The 20,489-nt window shown below is 66.4% G+C and carries 18 protein-coding genes; 9 read left to right on the forward strand and 9 right to left on the reverse strand.

Annotation, left to right across the window (positions count from 1 at the left end):
• Positions 1 to 228: 228 nt before the first annotated feature.
• Both HV793_RS08290 and HV793_RS08295 read right to left on the reverse strand, forming a co-directional pair.
• Positions 229 to 846, reverse strand: a complete 618-nt coding sequence (locus HV793_RS08290; protein WP_175181581.1) for a TetR/AcrR family transcriptional regulator — start codon at positions 844 to 846, stop codon at positions 229 to 231.
• Positions 847 to 962: 116 nt separating this feature from the next.
• Positions 963 to 3,137, reverse strand: a complete 2,175-nt coding sequence (locus tag HV793_RS08295; RefSeq protein WP_175160014.1) for a malate synthase G — start codon at positions 3,135 to 3,137, stop codon at positions 963 to 965.
• A 237-nt stretch (positions 3,138 to 3,374) separates the two neighbouring features.
• Here HV793_RS08295 and glcC point away from each other — a divergent pair, with 237 nt between their 5' ends.
• Positions 3,375 to 4,139 carry a transcriptional regulator GlcC gene (gene glcC / locus HV793_RS08300; protein WP_013396917.1) on the forward strand — a complete coding sequence of 255 codons (765 nt, stop codon included), beginning with the start codon at positions 3,375 to 3,377 and terminating at the stop codon, positions 4,137 to 4,139.
• Between the two features lie 46 nt (positions 4,140 to 4,185).
• Here glcC and HV793_RS08305 read toward each other — a convergent pair whose 3' ends face one another.
• The 5 genes from HV793_RS08305 to HV793_RS08325 all read right to left on the reverse strand — a co-directional run bounded on the left by HV793_RS08305 (position 4,186) and on the right by HV793_RS08325 (position 9,111).
• Positions 4,186 to 5,322, reverse strand: a complete 1,137-nt coding sequence (locus HV793_RS08305; protein ID WP_175212970.1) for a saccharopine dehydrogenase family protein — start codon at positions 5,320 to 5,322, stop codon at positions 4,186 to 4,188.
• Positions 5,323 to 5,524: 202 nt separating this feature from the next.
• Positions 5,525 to 5,917, reverse strand: a complete 393-nt coding sequence (locus HV793_RS08310; protein WP_082401215.1) for a DUF4148 domain-containing protein — start codon at positions 5,915 to 5,917, stop codon at positions 5,525 to 5,527.
• A gap of 307 nt (positions 5,918 to 6,224) precedes the next feature.
• Entirely contained in the window at positions 6,225 to 6,629 is a 405-nt protein-coding gene (locus tag HV793_RS08315) for a DUF1090 domain-containing protein (protein ID WP_054457151.1), read from the reverse strand.
• Positions 6,630 to 6,766: 137 nt separating this feature from the next.
• Positions 6,767 to 7,693: a 4-hydroxybenzoate octaprenyltransferase gene (gene ubiA, locus HV793_RS08320; RefSeq protein WP_054457303.1), complete on the reverse strand. Its 927-nt coding sequence runs from the start codon at positions 7,691 to 7,693 to the stop codon at positions 6,767 to 6,769.
• Positions 7,694 to 7,911: 218 nt separating this feature from the next.
• Positions 7,912 to 9,111 (reverse strand): aminotransferase-like domain-containing protein, encoded by a 1,200-nt coding sequence (locus HV793_RS08325; protein ID WP_119451792.1) that lies wholly within the window; start codon positions 9,109 to 9,111, stop codon positions 7,912 to 7,914.
• Positions 9,112 to 9,290: 179 nt separating this feature from the next.
• Between HV793_RS08325 and HV793_RS08330 the strand changes: the two genes are divergently transcribed.
• The 6 genes from HV793_RS08330 (at position 9,291) to HV793_RS08355 (ending at position 15,635) form a co-directional block, all read left to right on the forward strand.
• Positions 9,291 to 9,776, forward strand: coding sequence for a GAF domain-containing protein (locus tag HV793_RS08330; protein WP_054457149.1), 486 nt, complete (start codon positions 9,291 to 9,293; stop codon positions 9,774 to 9,776).
• Positions 9,777 to 10,094: 318 nt separating this feature from the next.
• On the forward strand, positions 10,095 to 10,991 hold the full coding sequence (dapA, locus tag HV793_RS08335) for a 4-hydroxy-tetrahydrodipicolinate synthase (protein ID WP_054457147.1): 897 nt from the start codon (positions 10,095 to 10,097) through the stop codon (positions 10,989 to 10,991).
• A 123-nt stretch (positions 10,992 to 11,114) separates the two neighbouring features.
• Positions 11,115 to 11,891 (forward strand): sterol desaturase family protein, encoded by a 777-nt coding sequence (locus tag HV793_RS08340; protein ID WP_054457145.1) that lies wholly within the window; start codon positions 11,115 to 11,117, stop codon positions 11,889 to 11,891.
• The gene (locus HV793_RS08345) at positions 11,851 to 12,783 is read left to right on the forward strand and encodes a fatty acid desaturase family protein (protein WP_244300608.1); all 933 of its coding nucleotides are present in this window, start codon (positions 11,851 to 11,853) and stop codon (positions 12,781 to 12,783) included. The genes HV793_RS08340 and HV793_RS08345 overlap by 41 nt, the downstream gene beginning before the upstream one ends.
• A 33-nt stretch (positions 12,784 to 12,816) precedes the next feature.
• On the forward strand, positions 12,817 to 14,739 hold the full coding sequence (locus HV793_RS08350; protein ID WP_054457141.1) for a StlD/DarB family beta-ketosynthase: 1,923 nt from the start codon (positions 12,817 to 12,819) through the stop codon (positions 14,737 to 14,739).
• Positions 14,739 to 15,635, forward strand: coding sequence for a DUF6999 family protein (locus tag HV793_RS08355; RefSeq protein WP_054457139.1), 897 nt, complete (start codon positions 14,739 to 14,741; stop codon positions 15,633 to 15,635). Before HV793_RS08350 ends, HV793_RS08355 begins: the two co-directional genes overlap by 1 nt.
• Positions 15,636 to 15,639: 4 nt before the next feature.
• Here HV793_RS08355 and HV793_RS08360 read toward each other — a convergent pair whose 3' ends face one another.
• Positions 15,640 to 16,512, reverse strand: coding sequence for a MurR/RpiR family transcriptional regulator (locus HV793_RS08360; protein ID WP_175212971.1), 873 nt, complete (start codon positions 16,510 to 16,512; stop codon positions 15,640 to 15,642).
• 26 nt (positions 16,513 to 16,538) lie between these two features.
• Positions 16,539 to 17,870, reverse strand: a complete 1,332-nt coding sequence (locus HV793_RS08365; protein WP_175212972.1) for an aspartate aminotransferase family protein — start codon at positions 17,868 to 17,870, stop codon at positions 16,539 to 16,541.
• A 121-nt stretch (positions 17,871 to 17,991) separates the two neighbouring features.
• On the opposite strand from HV793_RS08365, the gene HV793_RS08370 reads away from it, so the two are divergent.
• Positions 17,992 to 18,972 carry a Bug family tripartite tricarboxylate transporter substrate binding protein gene (locus tag HV793_RS08370; protein ID WP_054457135.1) on the forward strand — a complete coding sequence of 327 codons (981 nt, stop codon included), beginning with the start codon at positions 17,992 to 17,994 and terminating at the stop codon, positions 18,970 to 18,972.
• Between the two features lie 12 nt (positions 18,973 to 18,984).
• Positions 18,985 to 20,481 carry a M81 family metallopeptidase gene (locus HV793_RS08375; protein WP_175212973.1) on the forward strand — a complete coding sequence of 499 codons (1,497 nt, stop codon included), beginning with the start codon at positions 18,985 to 18,987 and terminating at the stop codon, positions 20,479 to 20,481.
• Positions 20,482 to 20,489: the final 8 nt, after the last annotated feature.

Raw genomic sequence — 20,489 nt, forward strand, 5'->3', positions numbered from 1 at the left:
ACTCGAAATATAGAACGGGATGGCCATGTCTTTCTAGAAAAGTACCAGATGCTCGGCGCGGTCTGGTAACTGCTTGAGCAGCTCGCGCCACTGCAGCCAGACGCTGCCCCCGGCTGAAACGGCGATCACTGCGATAACGATCCACATGTCAGGCTCCTGGAAAATTTCGCACGACCGTGCGAAATTGAAGTAAAGAATTGCCGGCACGGGCCGGCGCTGGAAATACGGCTACTCGAGGTACTTGAAACTGCGGTAGGTGGAAATCAATCGTTCATAGGCCGCCCGCACGCGCTGGGGAGCCTTGGGATCCCGCAGGAAGCGGGCATCGTGCATCAGCCCGATCATCAGGCTGTAGACCTCGAATACGAGCTGCTCGGGATCCGTGTCCGGCCTGACGTGGCCGGCTTCGAGCGCCTGGTTGACCGTGCGCAGCATGGCGCTGCGCCAGCGCCGTAGATTGCCCTCCAGCACCGAGCGCAGCGGGGATTCCACGTCGTCGTACTCAAATGCGCCGGCCACGTAGATGCAGCCCGTCAGCGTTTCGACATTGCTGGCGCGCTCGATCCAGAGCGAGACCAGGGCGTTGAGCCGGGGCAGGCCGCGGGGATGGGCCAGGGCCGGGGTGAACACGGCTTCAAGGAAGCGCCGGTCGTATTCGTCCAGCACCGCCTGCTGCAGGGCTTCCAGCGAGCCCACGCGCGAGAACACGCCGCTCTTGCTGATGCCCAGGCGCTTGGCCACCTGGCCGAGCGACAGGCTCTCCATGCCTTGCGCCGCGGCCATGTCCAGGGCCGCGTCCACAATGGCCGCGAAGGTCAGCTCGCTTTTCTCGGTTTTGGCAGTCATGCGGCAAATTTAGCACGACCGTGCGAAATTGGCCTCGCTTTTTTTCAGGGTCGCGCCCCGAAAAAAAAACCGGACAGCCAGGCTGTCCGGTCTTGTCGCGGCAAAGCGCGCCGGGATCAGGCCTGGTTGGCCTTGAACTCCAGGCGGTACTTGTGCAGCAGCGGCTCGGTGTAGCCGTTGGGCTGGGTCAGGCCTTCGAACACCAGCGCGCAGGCAGCCTTGAATGCCAGCGAGGTGTCGAAGTTGCCGGCCATCGGGCGGTAGAGCGTATCGCCCGCGTTTTGGCCGTCGACCACCTTGGCCATGCGCTTGAAGGTTTCCATGACCTGCTCGCGGTTGGTCACGCTGTGGCGCAGCCAGTTGGCGATGTGCTGGCTGGAGATGCGCAGCGTGGCGCGGTCTTCCATCAGGCCGACGTTGTGGATGTCCGGCACCTTGGAGCAGCCCACGCCCTGGTCGATCCAGCGCACCACGTAGCCCAGGATGCCCTGCACGTTGTTGTCGAGCTCCTGCTGGATGTCCTGCGCGGACCACTTGGACGGATCGCCGACCGGCACCGTCAGCAGGCCGCCCAGCAGGTCATCGCGCACGCTGTCGAGCTTGGTGCGTTCCAGCTCCTGCTGCACCGCCTGCACGTCGATCTGGTGGTAGTGCAACGCGTGCAGCGTGGCTGCGGTGGGCGAAGGCACCCAGGCGGTGTTGGCGCCGGCCTTGGGATGGGCGATCTTCTGTTCCAGCATGGCGGCCATCAGGTCCGGCATGGCCCACATGCCCTTGCCGATCTGGGCGCGGCCGCGCAGGCCGGCATCCAGGCCGACCAGCACGTTGTTGCGCTCGTAGGCGGTGATCCAGGCGGTGGACTTCATGTCGCCCTTGCGCAGCATCGGGCCGGCTTCCATGCTGGAGTGCATTTCGTCGCCGGTGCGGTCCAGGAAGCCGGTGTTGATGAAGGCCACGCGCGCGGCGGCGGCCTCGATGCACGCCTTGAGGTTGATGCTGGTGCGGCGCTCTTCGTCCATGATGCCCATTTTCAGGGTGTTGCGCGGCAGCTTGAGCAGGTCTTCGACGCGGTCGAACAGTTCGCTGGCGAAGGCGGCTTCGACGGGGCCGTGCATCTTCGGCTTCACGATGTAGACGGAACCGGTGCGCGAATTCAGCTTGTGCTTGCGGTCCTGCAGCGCGGCCAGGCTGGTGACCACGGCGTCCAGGATGCCTTCGGGGATTTCGCGGCCCTCGCGGTCCAGGATGGCCGGGTTGGTCATCAGGTGGCCGACGTTGCGCACGAACATGAGCGAACGGCCATGCAGGGTCAGCGGTGAACCGTCGGGACGCGTGTAGTCGCGGTCGGCGTTGAGCTTGCGGGTGAAGGTCTTGCCGCCCTTGGTGACCTCTTCGGTCAGGTCGCCCTTCATCAGGCCGAGCCAGTTGCGGTAGATATGGACCTTGTCCTCGGCATCCACGGCGGCGACGGAATCCTCGCAGTCCATGATGGTGGTGAGCGCGGCTTCCACCAGCACGTCCTTGACGCCTGCGGCGTCGGTGGCGCCGATGCTGTGGCTGCGGTCGATCTGGATTTCGAAGTGCAGGCCGTTGTTCTTGAGCAGGATGGCCGTAGGCGCGGAGGCCTCGCCCTGGTAGCCGGCCAATTGCGCGGGATTCTTCAGGCCGGTCGAGCCGTTGGCCAGCGCCACGCGCAGTTGACCGCTTTCCACGGTGTAGCCGCGGGCGTCGGCATGCGAGCCCTGGGCCAGCGGGGCGGCGGTGTCCAGGAAGGCGCGGGCGCGGGCGATGACGGCGGCGCCGCGTTCCGGGTTGTAGCCGCGGCCCGTGTCGCCGGGCGTGGCGGGGATGGCGTCGGTGCCGTAGAGCGCGTCGTACAGGCTGCCCCAGCGCGCGTTGGCGGCGTTCAGCGCGTAGCGCGAGTTGGACATGGGCACGACCAGCTGCGGGCCGGCCTGCTGCGAAATCTCGGTGTCGACGTTGTCGGTGGTGGCGCGCACACTGGCCGGCTGCGGCAGCAGGTAGCCGATGCCTTCCAGGAATTTGCGGTAGGCGGCCGGATCGGCGATGGGGCCGGGGTGGGCGCGGTGCCATGCGTCGAGCTCGGCCTGCAGGCGGTCGCGTTCGGCCAGCAACGCGCGGTTCTTCGGAGCCAGGTCGTCCACCAGGGCCGCGAAGCCTTGCCAGAAGCCTTCGGCATCCAAGCCGGTGCCGGGCAGGGCTTCCTGTTCGATGAATTGATTGAGATTGGCCGCCACTTGCAGGCCGTGATGCTGGATGCGTTGAGTCATGCGGTTCTCTAGCGGTAAGGGACTGGCCGACGCCGTGCGCCGGGCGTATCTGGTCTCGACATCATCGTTCGCGCCTGCCGCAATGTCCATATCAAAACCCGCTGGTCATACCAGTTTGTGCACTGCCGTATGGGCAAAGTCGTAATTTTTATGGTTTTATATCAGCTACTTACGGGGGTGTTATGCAAGAGGTCCGATCGGGGATGCGCTTGGTCATACCACTGGTGCGGAGAGTGCATGTACGCGGAAACTGAAGAAAAGCCTCGCCAGGTGGCGGACGAGGTTGCCGAACGGATCGAACGCCTGATCCTGGACGGCGTGCTGAAGGCCGGCCAGGCGCTGCCTTCCGAACGGCGTCTGACCGAGAAGCTGGGCGTGTCGCGCACGGCCCTACGCGAAGGGCTCAAGCTCTTGCGCGCGCGCGAGATCATCCACACCGCGCAAGGCAAGGGTTCGTATGTGGCGCACATATCCAAGGTGGATGCCGGTCCGCTGATGCACCTGTTCAATTCGCAGCCGCGCACGCTCTACGACCTGCTGGAAGTGCGTTCGCTGCTGGAAGCCGAGTCTGCCCGGCTGGCGGCCATACGCGGCACAGAGGCGGACTTCATCATGATCCGCCGCCGTTATGACGAAATGGTGGCGGCGCAGGGCACGGCCACCGACACGGCGACGCACGCGCATCTGGACCATGCTTTTCACCTGGCCATCTGCGAGGCTTCGCACAATCCGGTGCTGGTGCATACGTTGCAATCGCTGACGGACTTGCTGCTGGGCTCGGTCTTCGCCTGCGTCAACAACCTGTACCACCGCCAACCCGAGAAGCGCCAGATCGACCGGCAGCACACGCGGCTGTTCAACGCCGTGACGGCGCGCCAGCCGGAGCAGGCGCGCAAGGCGGCCGCGGACCACGTGGACAGCGTGCGCCAGAGCCTGGCCGATATCGAGCAGGAAGAGCAGCGCCTGGTGCGCGCGACGCTGCGGCTGGAAGGCTGGAGCTAGCGTCCTGCGCTCTCGCGGGGCAGGACGCATGAGGGCGCGTCGTGGTTCAGCGGTCGGCCATGGCGCCGCTGCCCGCCAGCGCCAGCGCCAGCGCCAGCGGCTTGCCCGCGTACACGCGGCCAAAGCGGTTGTTGATGAACGCATCCAGATCGATGGCTTCCTGCCCGACGAACCCGCGTTGCGGCAATGCGCCCTGCGCCACCAGATCCAGCGCGGCGCAGATGCCGGCGGCGGTGGACAGCTGGATCGCGCTCAGGCGATGGCCGTCGACGTCCGCGCCGAAGATGCGGATGGGGTAGGACTCCTCTTCCAGCCGGCCATGGCGGCGGCCCGATGCCGAAGCCTGGATCACGATTACGTCCTGTTCGGTCGTGGGAATGGCGGCTTCGAAAATTTCCTTGAGCAGGTCGCGGCGGTCCCGCAAGCGCAAGTCGTTGAGCAGCAATTTCATGATGCTGCAGTGGCCCGGGTAGCGCACCGATTTGTAGTCCACGTTGCGGGCGCGGCCGCGCAAGGTGGCGGGCAGGGTGCCCAGTCCGCCGGACGTGTTGAAGGCTTCGTACTCCACGCCGTCCAGCGCGAAGGTCTCGTAGCCTTCCAGCGCGGGCACGCTGGTCAGTTGGCCGTCGACGATGGCCTCGCAGGGATTGCAGTACTCGTTGATCAGTCCCTCGGTGCTCCAGGTCAGGTTGTAGCGCAGGCTGTTGGAGGGATAGCGCGGCAGGGCGCCCACGCGCATGCGCAGATCCAGCAGGGTATCGAAGCGGCGCGCCAGCGCGTTGCCGACCACGCCGATGAAACCCGGGGCCAGGCCGCATTGCGGCATCAGCACGCTGCGGGCGTCTTCCGCCAGCGCCTGGATGGCGTGCGTGCTGGCCACGTCTTCGGTCAGGTCGAAGTAGTGCACCCCCGCCTTGGCGCACAGGCCGGCCACCGCGGCGGCGCGGTGAAAGGGCAGCGCGTTGATGACCGCGTAACGCCCCTCGATGCATTGCGCCACGGAGTCGTCGCCGGAAATCTGACGGGTTTCACAACCCAGTTCGGCCACGATGCGCAGCCGTTCGGGATCCTGGTCGGCTACCAGTACCGAATAGCCGCCGCTGCGTTCCAGCATCAGGGCAATGGCGAAACCGATTTTTCCGGCGCCCAGAAGTACGACGGGCCGGGGAGAGGCGGTGGTCATGGTGCGGCTCCTGCATGGATGGGGGAGAGGGTGAGCTCATCCTATGCGCGGTCGCTGTCGATGTGTAGAGACTAAATAGTCGAATCGGCCATCGGTAACGTCAATTCGACTTAATTAAATATCGAAACGTCAAAAACAAAGCCCTCCGGTTTGGGGCCGGAGGGCTTTGGGGCGCTGCCTGGCCGGGGAGGCCAGGGGGGGATCAGCTGCCCAGGGGCGGGTAGTCCAGGTTGCCGAAGGTGACCAGGCCTTCCGACTTGGCCTGGGCCAGTTCGGTGCGGACTTCGGCGCGGGTCAGCGAGGTGGCTTGTTCAGCCGCGGCGACGGGCGGGTAGTCCAGGTTGCCGAAGGTCACTTCACCGGCGTTCTTGGCTTGTTGCAGTTCAGCTTGCACTTGCTGCGAGGTCAGGGTCGACTTCGGGGCGATGGCGGCGGGGTAGCCTTCTTCGCCGAAGGTGTATTGGCCCGAGGCCTTGGCTTGTTGCAGTTCGGCTTGGACCTGAGCGCGGGTCGGGCCCTGATCAGCCTCGGCGGCTTGGGCGCCGGCAGCCAGAACGGACATGGACAGCATCAAAGCGGTAGCAAGGGTTTTCATAGCAGACCTCCAATGTCTTGAGCTTGGGAGCCGAACCGCTGGCCTGATTGCCTGGGGTTCGCTTGCTGTGTCCCGATAAGATGCATTCTGGGCGCAAATCATCTCCGGATAAACCCTGATTCTCTGAAAACATCTTTCCAAAAAGAAGACTAATAGGTTTCCATTTCACCAAATGGCACCATGGGTGGTGGAATTTCCATTTGATGACACCATAGGAGGTAGTCCACCCGGTAGGGCGGAGGTCTGGCGGCGGGGGGAGTGGGGGGCGCAGCCCCGGAAAAGCCCGGGACCGGCAAGGAGGAGGGAATCAGCGGTTCAGTTCGACCAGCGCGGCGTTGTATTCCGCCTGGGCTTCGTCCAGTTTGCGCTGGGCTTTGTCGATCTTGTCCTGCTTGCCCTTGGCGCGGGCCTGCTTGAGCTCGCTTTCGCGCTCGGCGACCTTGTTCTGCTTCTCGCGCACGTCGGCTTCGCGCTGGGATTGCAGGCGGCTGTCGGTGCAATTCGCTTTGGCTTCGGCCAGGGCCTTGCGCAGGCCGGCTTCGCGGCGGGTATTGTTCTGCGCCTTGGCGGCGGCGATGTCGTTTTCGATTTCGCAGAACTTGGCGGCGCAGCCGCGCTGGGCCGAGCAATCGCTGGCGGCCTGGGCCGGAATGGCCACGAAGGCGGCGGCTGCAGCGGCCGTCAAGGCCAGGGATTTGAGCAATGAGGGCATGCGTGGTCTCCGTAATGCGTTGCGGAGGTTCCATCATGGGCCTTGCGCGCGATGCTCGCAATGCGCGGCATCAACGCAGCCTCAGCGCGGCGCGGACCCCGCCGATCGACCGGGTTCATTGCCGCGCCGGCAGGACGTCAGCGAATCAGCGTGCCGGCCAGTGCGGCGGCGACCAGCAGCGCGCCCAGCCAGAGGTTGGCGCGGAACAGCATGAAGTTGCGGTCGGGGCGCTGGATGTCGAAGACCTTCAACTGCCACGCCAGGTGCACGGCCACCGCCACCATGCCGACCTGATAGGCCCACGACAGGCCGATGGCGTAGCCGCCCCAGGCCCACAGCACGATGGTGGCCAGATAGAAGCCGCCGATCCAGAGCTTGCCCTGGTCGCCAAAGCGCATGGCGGTGGAATGCAGGCCCAGGCTGCGGTCGTCGCGCACGTCCACGTAGGCGTAGATGCTGTCGTAGCCCACCTGCCACAGCACGGCGCCCGCCCACATGGCGATGGCGGCCAGCGGCACGTGGTTCTGCGTGTCCGACCAGGCCATCAGCATGCCCCAGTTGAAGCAGATGCCCAGCACCACTTGCGGCCAGTAGGTGACACGCTTGCACAGCGGGTAGATGAAGACGAAAGGCAGCACGGCCACGGCCAGCCAGCGGCTCATTTCGTTCAGGAAGAACAGCAGCGACCCGCAGACCAGCAATTGCCCGAGCAGGAACCAGACCGCGTTCTTCATCGTCAGCTGGCCGCTGGTCAGAGGGCGGAAACGCGTGCGCTCGACGTGCTTGTCGAAGTTGCGGTCGCACATGTCGTTGACGGTGCAGCCGATGCCGCGCATCAGCAGGGCGCCCAGCGAAAACACGATCAGCCGCTGCAGGTCCGGCAGGCCGCCCGCGGCCTGGATCAGCGCCGCAATGGCCGGCAGCAGGGTCAGCCAGGTGCCGATCGGGCGGTCCAGGCGGCACAGGCGGGCATAGGGCCGCCAGGACTTGGGCAGCCAGCGTTCGACCCAGTCGGTGAAAACGATGTCGCTGAGGTCGACGGGAGATTGTTGGGGGGCGCTCACTGTCACGGCGAAACGGAATGGGAAAACCAAGAGCATAAAACAACGGCGGCCGGACATCGCGCCCGGCCGCCGTTCATGTCCTATCCCCCCCTTCGAGGCACCCGCGTCATATCGTCACTGTCGTGGCGAAAGCGGGGCCGCACGGATCCGGGCTCCGCCGGTCCGTAGCGGCGCCCCCCTGGGGGGGAAGCGCCACAGGCGCTTCGGGGGGGGACCTACTACACCTCGGCTTTTAGCAGCTTGCCGAGGATGGCGATGCCGCGGCGGATCTTGTCTTCCGGCACGGTGGCAAAGCTCAGGCGCAGCGTGTTGGTCTTGCCGGCGCCGCAATAGAACGGCGCGCCGGGCACGAACGCCACGTTTTGCGCGATGGCCTTTTCCAGCAGCTTGGTGCTGTCGATGTGCTCGGGCAACGTCAGCCAGATGAACATGCCGCCTTCCGGCTTGGTCCAGGTGACGGTGTCCGGGAATTCCTGCTTGATGGCATCCAGCATGCAGCTGCCCTGGGCGCGGTAGATCTCGCGGACGTTGGGCAGGTGCTCTTCCAGGAAGCCTTCCTTGACGATCTCGTACACGGCCATCTGCGTCAGCGTGGGCGTGTGCAGGTCGGTGGCCTGCTTGGCTTGCACCAGCTTGTTGATGAGCGGGCGTGCGGCGGCGATGTAGCCCAGGCGCAGGCCGGGGGCCAGCACCTTGGAGAACGTGCCCAGGCGCACGACGTTGGCGCCGTACTCGGCGGCCAGCGCGATCAGGCCCGGCTGCGGTTCGCCTGCGTAGCGCAGTTCGCCGTAGGGATCGTCCTCGACGATGGTCAGGTTCAGTTCCGCGGCGCGTTTGACCAGCGCGATGCGGCGTTCCAGGCTCAGCGTGCGGCCGGTGGGGTTCTGGAAGTTGGGCAGGGCGTACAGGAAGCGGGCGCCTTCGGCCAGTTCAGGCGTGATGGCTTCGGGGATCAGGCCGCCTTCGTCGGTGGGCACCGGCACGAAGTTGGGCTGGTACAGGCTGAACGATTGCAGCGCGCCCAGGTAACTGGGGTCTTCGACCAGCACCTTGCTGTCCTTGTCGATCAGCACCTTGCCCAGCAGGTCCAGCGCTTGCTGCGAACCCGACACGATCAGGATCTGGTCGGCGGCGACGCTGGCGCCGGCCTTGTTCAGGTCGTCAGCAACCCATTGGCGCAGCGGCGCAAAACCTTCGGTGGGGCCGTACTGCAGCGCGGCGCGACCGTTGGTGGACAGTACCTTGTCGAATGCCGCGCGAACTACCTCTACCGGGAAGCCGCCGGGCGCCGGCAGGCCGCCAGCGAACGAGATGACTTCGGGGCGCTCGGTTACCTTGAGGATTTCGCGGATGGCGGAGCTGGTGAGTTGCTGGGCGCGTTCCGAAAAGGAAAACGCAGGTTCGAGAGGCTTGTCCATGGAGTGCTTCTTGATCAAGAAGGGTAGGAAAATACGGGCGGTTGATCCCTTGGGGTGGCCCGGCGGAAAAAACATTCGGCAAAAAACTATTGTCCCACACGGCAGCGGCCCGGCCCCCTTAATGGCGCCAAGCCCTAAAATCACCTGCATCGATAACCGCCTGTACAGTTACATTTCCCATGTTCGAAGCCGCTCCCATCGTCGCCGATTCCAAGGCCGCCCTGTATGCCGGACTGGTCGCCCAGGCCCGCGCCCTGCTCGAAGGCGAGCATGACCGCATCGCCAATGCCGCCAACCTGAGCGCGCTGGCCTATCAGGCCCTGCCCGAACTGAACTGGGCGGGCTTCTATTTCTACGACGGCACGGAACTGGTGCTGGGCCCCTTCCAGGGCAAGCCGGCCTGCGTGCGCATCCCGCTGAACCGCGGCGTGTGCGGCGCGGCCGCCAGCCAGCGCCAGACCCAACTGGTGCCCGACGTGCATGCCTTTCCCGGCCACATCGCCTGCGATGCGGCCTCGCGTTCCGAGATCGTGGTGCCGCTGGTGCATCAGGGCCAGTTGATCGGCGTGTGGGACGTGGACAGCCCCGTGCCCGACCGCTTTGACGAAGACGACCGCCAGGGCATGGAAGCCCTGTGCGCGGTGTTCCTGGCCAGTCTGGGCTGAGACGCGGCGTTGACAGCGTTGCGGGCTCCCGGTAGATTCCCGCATCTGCGCTTGCAGACCACTGCATTCAATCCATACATGATTCATCAGGCCAACCAATCCGCTTTCCCGTTCCGCGCCCAGGGCGTGGTGCTGGTTTGCGCCGGCCTGAAATCCAAAAAACAGCCGCTCATCTGACCGGAGCATGCTGTTCCGTCAGATGGGCGACGGAACAGCGGCCTCCTGGCGGCGCTTGGCGCCGTCCGCGCATCCCCTGACATCCCGAGCACTTCTGTACGGTCCCCAACCACGGTCCGCTTACACCGAAGGAGTGTTCTCATGCAATCTCATCATCAATCTCCGATCCAGGGCGTCTGGGTGCCGCTGGTCACGCCGTTTGCCGGCGGCGCCGTGGATGGCGGGGCCTTGCGCCGGCTGGTGCGCCACTATGCCGCCGCGGGCGTGGACGGGCTGGTCGTGTGCGGCAGCACCGGCGAGGCCGCATCGCTGGATGACGCCGAGCAACTGGCGGTGCTGGACGCCGTGCTGACCGAAGCGGGTCGGCTGCCCGTCATCATGGGCCTGGCGGGCAACCACCACGGACACGTGATGCAGCGCCTGGCCGCCTTCGGCACGCGTCCGCTGGCCGGCATCCTGGCGCCCGCGCCGTATTACGTGCGGCCCGGCCAGGAAGGCGCCGCCGCCTATTTCCGCTGCCTGGCCGATGCCTCGCGCTTCCCCCTGGTGCTCTACGACATTCCCTACCGCACCGGCACGACGCTGGACACAGCGACCCTGCTGGCGCTGGCCGCGCACCCGAACATCGCGGCGATCAAGGACTGCGGCGGTTCGCTGGAAAAGACCATCGCGCTGATCGCCGACGGCAACATGCACGTGCTGGCAGGCGAGGACCTGCAGGCGCTGTCCGTGATGAGCCTGGGGGGTTCGGGCATGATCGCGGCCGCCGCGCATATCCGCCCCGATCTGTTCGTGGCCATGCATCAGGCGGTGAAGGCGCAGCAGCTGGACTTGGCCAGGAAGCTGTTCCACGCGCTGGTCCCCATCATCCAGCTGACGTTCGCCGAGCCCAATCCCGGCCCTCTGAAGGCGCAGCTGGGACGGCAGGGCCTGCTGAGCGAGGAGCTGCGCATGCCCATGCCGTCCGCCAGCGCGGGCTTGGCCGCGCGCATGGACGCCGCCGTGGCGGGGCTGAACCGGCAATATCCCTGCCAGTAGCCCGAACTTGGTGAGCAGTCCGCCAGCTTTGTGGCCTTCGGATTCATTTTGTAATAAATGTCCTACCGGGAAGCTGACGGATTGCTTATCATGCGCCCATTCTTCGGGTGAAACAGAACGTTCATGGCCCAAGCTTTTGTAGCCTTGTCCGCCTGGCAAGTCATGCTGGCGGGCCTGCTTTTCTTCGGCGGCATCTATCTGGTCTTCGGTGCGGCCACCTGGCTGCTGACGCACCACATCCTGCCGGCGCTGGGCATCGGACGCCCGCTGGATCCGCGTCCGCTGGCGCCGGGGCAACTGCGGCGCGAGTTCGCGCAATCCGGCCTGTCCATCCTGCTGTTCGGCACCGGAATGATTTTTCCGTGGGGCCTGTTGCAGCTGGGCTGGGCGCACCTGGATCCGGATGCCAGCTGGCAAAAGATCACTGTCGAAATCCTGGTGCTGGTGGCCTGGAACGACGTGCATTTCTGGATCAACCACCGCCTGCTGCACACCAAGCTGCTGCGCCGCTTCCACTTGCCGCATCACCGTTCGGTCGTGACCACGCCGTTCTCGACCTATAGCTTTCATCCCATCGAGGCGCTGATGCTGGGCAACGTGATCATGCTGCCCATGGTGCTGCATGACTTCAGCTTCTGGTCGCTGGCGTCGGTGCCGCTGTTCAGCCTGTTCTTCAACTGCATCGGCCACGCCAACTACGACTTCTTCCCCAATGTGTCCTACGCGCATTGGTTCGCCGCCAGCCGCCGCCATCATCTGCACCACGCCTGCTACAACGGCAATTACGGCTTCCAGTTCACCTTCATGGACCGCCTGTTCCGCACCCGCCTGAAGGCCGAGGCGGCGCAGTCCCAGCTGAATGCTTTCCGGCAGCGAGAATCGCTTGGCGGGCGCGCTTAAGCGGCAGCGCCGGCTGCCGTCGCTGCGCAACCGGCGCGACTGGCAAAGCCTGGCCTATCTGGGCGCATTGCCCGCGCTGGCGGCCTGGCAATGGGTGCACGGGTTCTGGTGGCCGCTGTACGGCCTGATGCTGTTCCTGACCCTGGGCGTGGGTGTCATCCACCACAACCACACGCATATCCGCATGTGGCGGGGGCGCTGGACCAACCGCGCCACCGATTTCTGGATCACACTGCTGCAGGGGCATCCGACCTTCGTGTTCTATCCGGCGCACGTGGCCAATCACCACCGCTACAAGCACGGCGCGCGCGATGTGGCGCGCACCTACCGCTTCGGTGGCGACACCAACCATCTGTGGGGCTACCTGATCCATCCCTTGCAGGCCGGCTGGGTGCTGTACCCGCTGTTCTTCGCCTGGCTGGGCCGCCTGCGCCGCCACTGGCCGGGCGCCTGGCGCTATTGCATGGCGCAGTACGGCGTGTGGCTGGGCCTGTGGGGCGGACTGCTGGCCGTGAATCCCATGAAAGCGCTGGTGTTCGTCATCGTGCCGCAGCTGCACGGCCTGCACTGGCTGCTGGCCACCAACTATCTGCAGCATGCCCATGCGGACGGCGGCCCCCGGGCCGTCGCGGGCCTGAACTATGCGCGCAATTTCGAAGGGCTGGTCAATCCGCTGCTCTTCAACATCGGCCTGCATACCGCGCACCACGAGCACCCGCGGGCGCACTGGTCCGAACTGGAGCGCCTGCATCGCGAGCAATACCGCAGCCGCGTGAATCCGGCGTTGAATGAGCCCGGGCTCACGCCCTACATGTTCCGCGTGTTCGTGCTGGGCGCCTTCCTGCCGCGCTTTCGCAGCCGTTCATGCATGGCGCCCGAGCACATCCGCTAGCGCCACACACCCTATATCCACCAGAGGCCTCTCATGCCCATCGCGTTTCATCGTGTCTATCTGGAAAGCGCCGGCTATTTCATGCCGGGCGAACCCGTGTCCAACGATGCCATGGACAGCTACATCGCGCCGCTGAACCGCATGTCCAGCCGCATCAAGAGCCGCATCCTGGCCGAGAACGGCATCAAGCAGCGCTACTACGCGATCGACCAGGAAGGCGCCACGGTGTTCAGCAACGCGCAACTGGCGGCCAACGCCATCCGCGATTGCCTGCGGCGCAACGACAGCGACCTGTCCGCCGTGTCGCTGCTGGCCAGCGGCTCGTCGGGCGGGGACGCGCTGATGCCGGGCTTCTCCAACATGATCCAGGGCGAGCTGGCCGCGCATCCGATGGAAACCCTGTCGGTGCACGGCATCTGCGCCGCGGGCGTATCGGCCATCCAGACGGCCGCGCAGGGCGTGGAGCTGGGCGGCCATGCCAGCGCCCTGGCCGTGGCCAGCGAGCTGCCGTCGCGGCTGTTCAAGCGTTCGCGCTTCGCGGCGCGCGGCTACGACGCCGACTTCGACGCGCATTTCCTGCGCTGGATGCTGTCCGACGGCGCGGGAGCGGTGCTGCTGGGCAATAGTGGCCGGCCCCTGCCGGGCGCTTCGCAGGGCGTGCGCCTGCGCTTGAAGTGGGTGCACCAGCGCTCGTTCTCGGGCGACTATCCGGTGTGCATGCAGCTGGGCCTTTCGGCCGACCGCGCTCGCGGCCATCTGGACTATCCGTCCTGGAACGAGGCCGAGGCCGACGGCGCGCTGTCGCTGCGCCAGGACATCCGCCTGCTGCCGCACCTGTTCGACATCGGCATCCATGAATACGCCAAGCTGGTGCGCGACGGCTGGGTGGATCCGGATCAGGTCGACCACTTCCTGTGCCACTACTCATCGGAGAAGTTCATTCCGGTGGTGGAAGACCTGATGGAGAAGGCCGGCCTGGTGATCCCGCGCGAGCGCTGGTTCAGCAACCTGGCGTGGCGCGGCAATACCGGCGCGGCGTCCATCCTGATCATGCTGGCGGAGTTCCTGGAAACGCGCGAAGTGAAACCGGGCGAGCAGATCTTCTGCTACATCCCGGAATCAGGCCGTTTCATGGCCGCCTACATGCTGCTGGAGGCCGAGGCCGTCCACGCCCCGCAGGTCGCCGCGGGCGCGCCGGCCGCGGCTGCGCCGCGCGAGGACGCGAACAGCGATGACGCTGCCGCCATCGCGCCGCCGCATGACCCGGACATGGCGCCCCAGGGCCTGGGCCAGCTGCTGACCGAATTGGCCGCGATCTGGCACGACTACCGCTCGCGCGTGTGGCGCACGCCGGTGGTGCGGCGCCTGCGCAACCGCCAATTCCAGACGGCCGACTATCTGAACTGGATGGAGAACTGGATTCCGCAGGTGCGCGAAGGCAGCAAGTGGATGCGCGAAGGCGCGGCCTCGCTGACCGAGCAATACGCGCCGCTTGCGGCGTTGATCGACACGCATGCGGGCGAGGAGCAGAACGACTTCCAGATCCTGTTCCAGGACTATCGCACCGCGGGCGGCGAGGTCGCCGACATTGACGCCCTGCGCCGCAATCCCGGCGGCGAAGCGCTCAACGCCTATCTGCACGGCCTGGCCGCCACGCGCGACCCCATCGGCCTGCTGGGCGCCATCTACATCATCGAAGGCACGGGCCAGCGCATCGTGCCGGCGCTGCTGCCGCTGCTCAAGGCCAGCCTGAAACTGCCGCCGGACGCCTTCCGCTTCCTGGAGTATCACGGCCACAACGACGAGCATCACCTGGCGCGCTGGCTGTCGGCGGTGGAACTGGCGCTGGATTGCGATGAGGACGGCCGCGCCGAGCAGCGCATCGTCGACACGGCGCGCCGCACGGCCGCGCTTTACCTGATGCAGTTCCACCACGTGATGGAAGGCGAGGCGTGATGAGCAAAGAACCCGAGTTCCTCGCCAAGCCGCACGATCCCGCCGATCCCAGCCCCTGGCTTGCGCTCTACCTGGACCGCAGCACGCCCTTGCCGGACAAGGTGAAGAAGGCCTGGCTGACGGATTCCAGCTGCGCTTCGCGCCAATACCTGCTGCCGTTCCTGCGGCCGTTGGCGCGCGCCTTCATCATCCTGATCCAGGTCATCAAGACCTTCCTGCCGCGCCGCTGGTCGCATTCGAAGCTGCTGCACCGCATCCTGGCGTGGGGCTTGAAGCGCTTCGTGTCGCCGGAGGCCAACTGGCTGATCCTGCGCCACTTCCACCTGGGCGCGCAGATTCTGTCGTTCATCGCCGCCAACTCGCCGGTGCCGGTCACGACCACGCCGCTGGAGCCGCGCGATATCGATGACCTGAAGGACGAACTCTTCGTCAAGCATGACCTGAACCTGTTCAACTTCGTCATCCGCCTGAACCAGGCGCTGCGCGATGCGGGCGTGGAAATGCATGCGCCGCAGCGGGTCGATTTTTCGATGATCCGTGATCCCGATCTGCGGCTCGAAGACATGCCGCAGGGCAAGCTGAATTTCCTGGACCTGCAAAGCGCCATCGAGCTTTTCACGCCGCTATATCAGCTGATGCTGACCGACAATGACTTCTGGCGCGCGGCCAATTCGCTGCAGCTGGACGAGACCATCGGCATCTATGCGGCCAAGCTGCTGGGCGCGCCGCAGCACCTGATCCTGGTCAACAACAACCATCCGCTGGTGCCGATGTCGACCCTGCGCGCGGGCTACCGGCTGGTGCTGCACGGGCTGTCCACCGAGATGCTGCACAGCCTGCTGATGGAAATGAAAGAGGCGCAGCAAGGCGGGGAGCCGCCCGCGCCGATCGCCTGAGTCCTTACCGCTTTTCGGCGTATACGCCGAAGCGTTGCAGCTGGGCTTCGCTGTTGCCGATTTCGCGCAGGCTCTCCTCGCCGCTGTGCGCCACCAGCATGGCGGCCAGCGTTTGCGCGATGGACAGCGCAGGCACCACCGAGGGGAACAGCGAGGGCGTGTCGTTGGCCACCAGCAGCAGCGCCTTGGCGCCCGGGGCGATCGGCGACACTGCGCTGTCCGTGACCGCCACCACGCCGGCGCCGCGCTCACGCGCGAATTCCACGGCCGTGACTGCCGCCTGCGCGTAAGGCGCCTGGCTGAAGGCGACCAGCGCGTCATCCGGTCCGATGCGGCGCAACTCATCGGCCAAGGTGCCGCCGACGCCGCTGAGCAAGGTCACCTTGTCCAGGAACATGCCGCAGGCATAGCTGAAGTGATAGGCGGCTGGATACAGGCTGCGCAGACCGATGACATAGATGCGGCGCGCGCCCGCCAGCAGGCCATGCGCGGCCTTCAGCGCGGGCAGGGCGGCGGGACCCAGGCTGCTGCCCAGGTTGCGCACTTCGGCGTCGAGGATGTCGGCGACCAGCCCCGCGTCTGCGTCGTGCTGCGGCCGCTTGCGCAGCGCGGTGGCGCGGCCCGCGAAGCTGGACCCGCCTTCGGCCAGCCAGTCGCGGTAGGGCTGGCGGAACCCTTCGTAGGTATCGAAACCCAGCTGCCGCGCCAGGCGTAGCATGACGCCGGCCTGCACGCCGGCATGGCCGGCCGCGGCGCGCATCGACTCCAGGGCGATGTCCTTGGGATGATCGATCGCATAGCGGGCCGCCTGCCGCAGCTTGGGCGGCAGGGCGGAAAACTGGGCTTCGATCAGTTTGTCGATGGCGGCTTTATCCATCTGCGCTCCGGGTAAGGTGCCGCGTATTATGGCGCATCGTCCGCCAGCGCCAGGTCGATGGCGCTGGCCAGCGCGTCCACCGCGAAGGCCAGTTCATCGGCCGTGCTGAGGTAGGGCGGCGCCAGCAGCACGTGGTCGCCAAGCTTGCCGTCTATGGTGCCGCCGCCCGGATAGCACAGCAGGCCCAGTTCGCGCGCCTGCGTCTTGATGCGCGCATGCAGGCGGCGCTGCGGCGCGAACGCGCGCAGGCTGCCGGGATCCTCGGCCAGCTCCACGCTCCAGAACAGGCCCCGGCCGCGGATGTCGGCGACGTGCGGGTGTCGTTCCAGGCGCGCTGCCAGCATGGCGCCGAATTGCGCGCCCATGTCGGCGACGCGCGCCACCAGCTTGTCGCGCAGCACGATGCGCTGCACTGCCAGCGCCGCGGCGCAAGCCACCGGATGGCCGACGTAGGTGTAGCCGTGCTGGAACGAGCCCGAGCCCGCGTTGATGGCGCCGATGACGCGGTCGTGCGCCAGCACGGCGCCGATAGGCACATAACCGCCGCCCAGACCCTTGGCCAGCGTCAGCAGATCCGGCACCACGCCTTCCTGCTCGAAGGCGTGATAACTGCCGGTGCGGCCCAGCCCGCACATGACCTCGTCCAGGATCAAGAGCACGCCATGGCGGTCGCATACCTGGCGGATCTTGCGAAAGTAGCCCGGTAGCGGCGCGACCGTTCCCGCAGTGGCGCCGACCACGGTTTCCGCGATGAACGCGGACACCGTGGTCGGACCCAGCCGCAGGATCTCTGCGTCCAGTTCCGCCGCCAGGCGGTCGGTGTATTGCTCGTCGCTTTCCCCGGCTTCGCGATAGTGCAGGGCAAAGCAGGGCGAGACGTGATGGCTTTCGATCAACACGGGCTGGTACAGCGCGCGGCGGCCGGCGTTGCCGCCCACCGACAAGGCCGCCAACGTGTTGCCGTGATAGCTCTGGCGCCGTGCGATGTAGCGGTAGCGCCCGGGCTCGCCGCGCTCGACGTGGTACTGGCGCGCCATCTTCAGGGCGGTCTCGACCGCTTCCGAACCGCCCGAAACGAAGTAGGCGTTGCCCAGGCCCGCCGGGCTGTTGGCCGCCAGGAGATCGGCCAGTTCTTCGGCGGCCGGGGTGGTGAAGAAGCTGGTGTGCGCGTACTCCAGCGCGTCTAGCTGCGCGACGGCCGCGGCGCGCACTTCGGGGTGAGCGTGTCCCAGGCACGAGACCGCCGCGCCGCCCGAGGCGTCGAAGTAGCGTCGGCCTTCCTGGTCGACGATGAAGCTGCCTTCGCCCTTGATGGCGATGGGCAGGGGGCTGGAGTTGCGATGGATGATGCGGCTCATGGCGTCGTGAGTGGTGTGGTTTGTCAAATAAAACACATGGTATATTTGTTGTGAAAATAAACCAAACGGTTTTATTGCCACGTAGGCCGTTGCATCGTCATCATTCGCTCAAGGGGGCGTCATGAAGTTTTCCCATCTGTTGCGTCGTTGGACTTTCGGGATTGCGGCGGCTGCCGCGTTGGGCGCGGCTGCTCCGGCCAGCGCCGCCTGGCCGGAGCAGCCGGTGCGCCTGGTGGTGCCGTTCGCCGCTGGCGGCACGACCGACTTGCTGGGCCGCCTGATGGCCGAAGGCCTCGGCGCGGAGCTCGGCCAGTCCGTGGTGGTGGTCAACAAGGCCGGCGCGGGCGGCAGCCTGGGCGCGTCCGAGGTGGCGCATGCACAGCCGGACGGCTACACCTTGCTGCTGGGCACGCCCGGCACGCAGATCATCAACGCCTACGTCTACAAGAAGATCGGCTACGACCCGGCCAAGGACTTCGCGCCGGTTGCCTACGTGGCGCAGGTGCCCAACGTGGTGCTGACGCATCCCGGCTCTGGCCTGAAGAACATGGATGACCTGCTGCGTACCGCGCGCGCCGAGCCCGGCCGCCTGAACTGGGGATCGCCCGGCGTGGGCAGCTCGGGCCATCTGGCGCTGGAGATGATCAAGCGCATGGGCAAGGTGGACATCCGCCATGTGCCGTACAAGGGCGCCAGCCAGGCCAACAATGACCTGCTGGGGGGCCAGATCGACCTGTCGGCCGACAACCTGCCCACCGCCTTGCCGCTGATCAAGGCGGGCAAGCTGGTGGCGCTGGGCGTGACCTCGGCCCAACCAGTGGCCGCCGCGCCGGGCGTGGCCGCCATTGCGCAGTCCGTGCCGGGATTCGAGCTGACCTCGTGGTTCGTGGTGATGGCGCCGGCCGGCACGCCGCAGCCCGTCATCGACAAACTGAACGCCGCCGCCCAGCGGGTGCTGGATGCGCCCGCCACGCGCGAACGGTTGGCCGCCTTGGCCGCGCAGCCCATGGGCGGCACGCCGCAAGCCTTGGCGCAGCATCTGCAGACGGAACGCGAGAAGTACCGCGTCCTGATCGAAGGCACCGACATCCGTCCGGAATAAGCGGGGAAAAGCATGGGCAAGCGCACGAAGAAAAGGCTGGCGGTGGCGCGCTTCTGGTACGAAGGCAACGCCTTCTGTCCGGCGCCCTGCACCATGGCGGATTTCGAACGACGCGAGTGGCGCAAGGGCGGCGACGCCCTGGCCGCCGCCGCCGGCACGGCCACCGAACTGGGCGAAGTGGCCGAGTTCGCCCGCGCGCATCCGGACTGGGAGGTCGTGGCCTTGCGCTGCGCGTCCGCTCTGCCTGGCGGGCCGATAGACGACGCCGTGCACCGTGCCTTTACCGAAGAGGTGCTGGCCGGACTGGCCGCGGACGAGGATGGCTGGGACGCCGTCTACCTGTCGCTGCATGGCGCCGCCATCACCGACCTGCGCCAGACACCCGATCTGGATTTCGTGCGGGCCGTGCGGGCCTTGTTGCCCGACGTGCCCCTGGGCGCGAGCTTCGACCTGCACGCCAACCTGGCCCCTGAGCTGGGCGGCCTGCTGGACTGCGCCAGCGGCTACAAGACCTATCCCCACATAGACATGCGCGAGGCGGCGAGCCGGGTGCTCGACATGTTGCTGCGCACGCAGGCCGGCACGCTGTCGCCGCGGGTGCTGGTGGCCAAGCCGGACCTGCTGTTGTCCAGCTTCAACATGCGCACCGATGCTGGGCCCATGCGCGAATTGCAGGATCTCGCGGCAGTCCAGTGCGGCGAGGGCGTGGTCGAAGTCTCGGTGTTTGGCGGCTTTCCGTATGCGGACACCGTCGATACCGGGGCATCGGTGCTGGTGGTGGCCGACATGACTCGCGATGCCGCCGGCGCGCGGGCGCAGGCCGTGGCCGAAACCATGAAGGCGGCGATGCGGCGTCTGGAGCCCGCGTTTGCGGTCACCTTGCCGACGCCGCAACAGGGATTGGCGCAAGCCGTGGAAGCGGCGCGCGCGGGCGGCCTGGTGGCCGTCACCGACCCGGGTGACAACCCCTTGTCGGGAGGCGTGTGCGACACGCCGGCGCTGTTCCGCGCCTTGCTGGATGCGTCGATCGACCTGCCTTGCGTGTTCGCCAGTTTCGCGGATCCGGAGGCAGTGCAGCGCGCGCACGAAGCGGGCTTGGGCGGCCACTGCGAACTGGAACTGGGCGGCCGCGTGAGCCGCGATTTCGGCGCGCCGGTGCGTGCGGCGTTCCGGGTCGAACGCTACACCGATGGCGAATTCAGCAATACGGGTCCGATGGAAACGGGCGTGCGCACGAGCTGCGGCCGCACCGCGCTGCTGTCGCTGCGCGACAGGCCCAATGTGCAGGTCATCGTCACCGAGCTGGTGGCGCCGGCCAACGATCCGGGCTTCTTCACCTTGCATGGCCTCGATCTCGATCAGGTGCGGCTGCTGTGCGTGAAGGCCAAGAACCACTTCCGAGCGGCCTTCCTGCCGCTGTGCGCTGCGATCATCGACGTCGACGCGCCCGGCCCCGCGGCGCTGGACCTGCGGCTGCTGCCGTTCCGGCATGCGCGCAGGACGCATTGACCAGCGCG

It is taken from the genome of Achromobacter aegrifaciens (genome assembly GCF_902859965.1).
Classification (GTDB): domain Bacteria; phylum Pseudomonadota; class Gammaproteobacteria; order Burkholderiales; family Burkholderiaceae_B; genus Achromobacter; species Achromobacter aegrifaciens.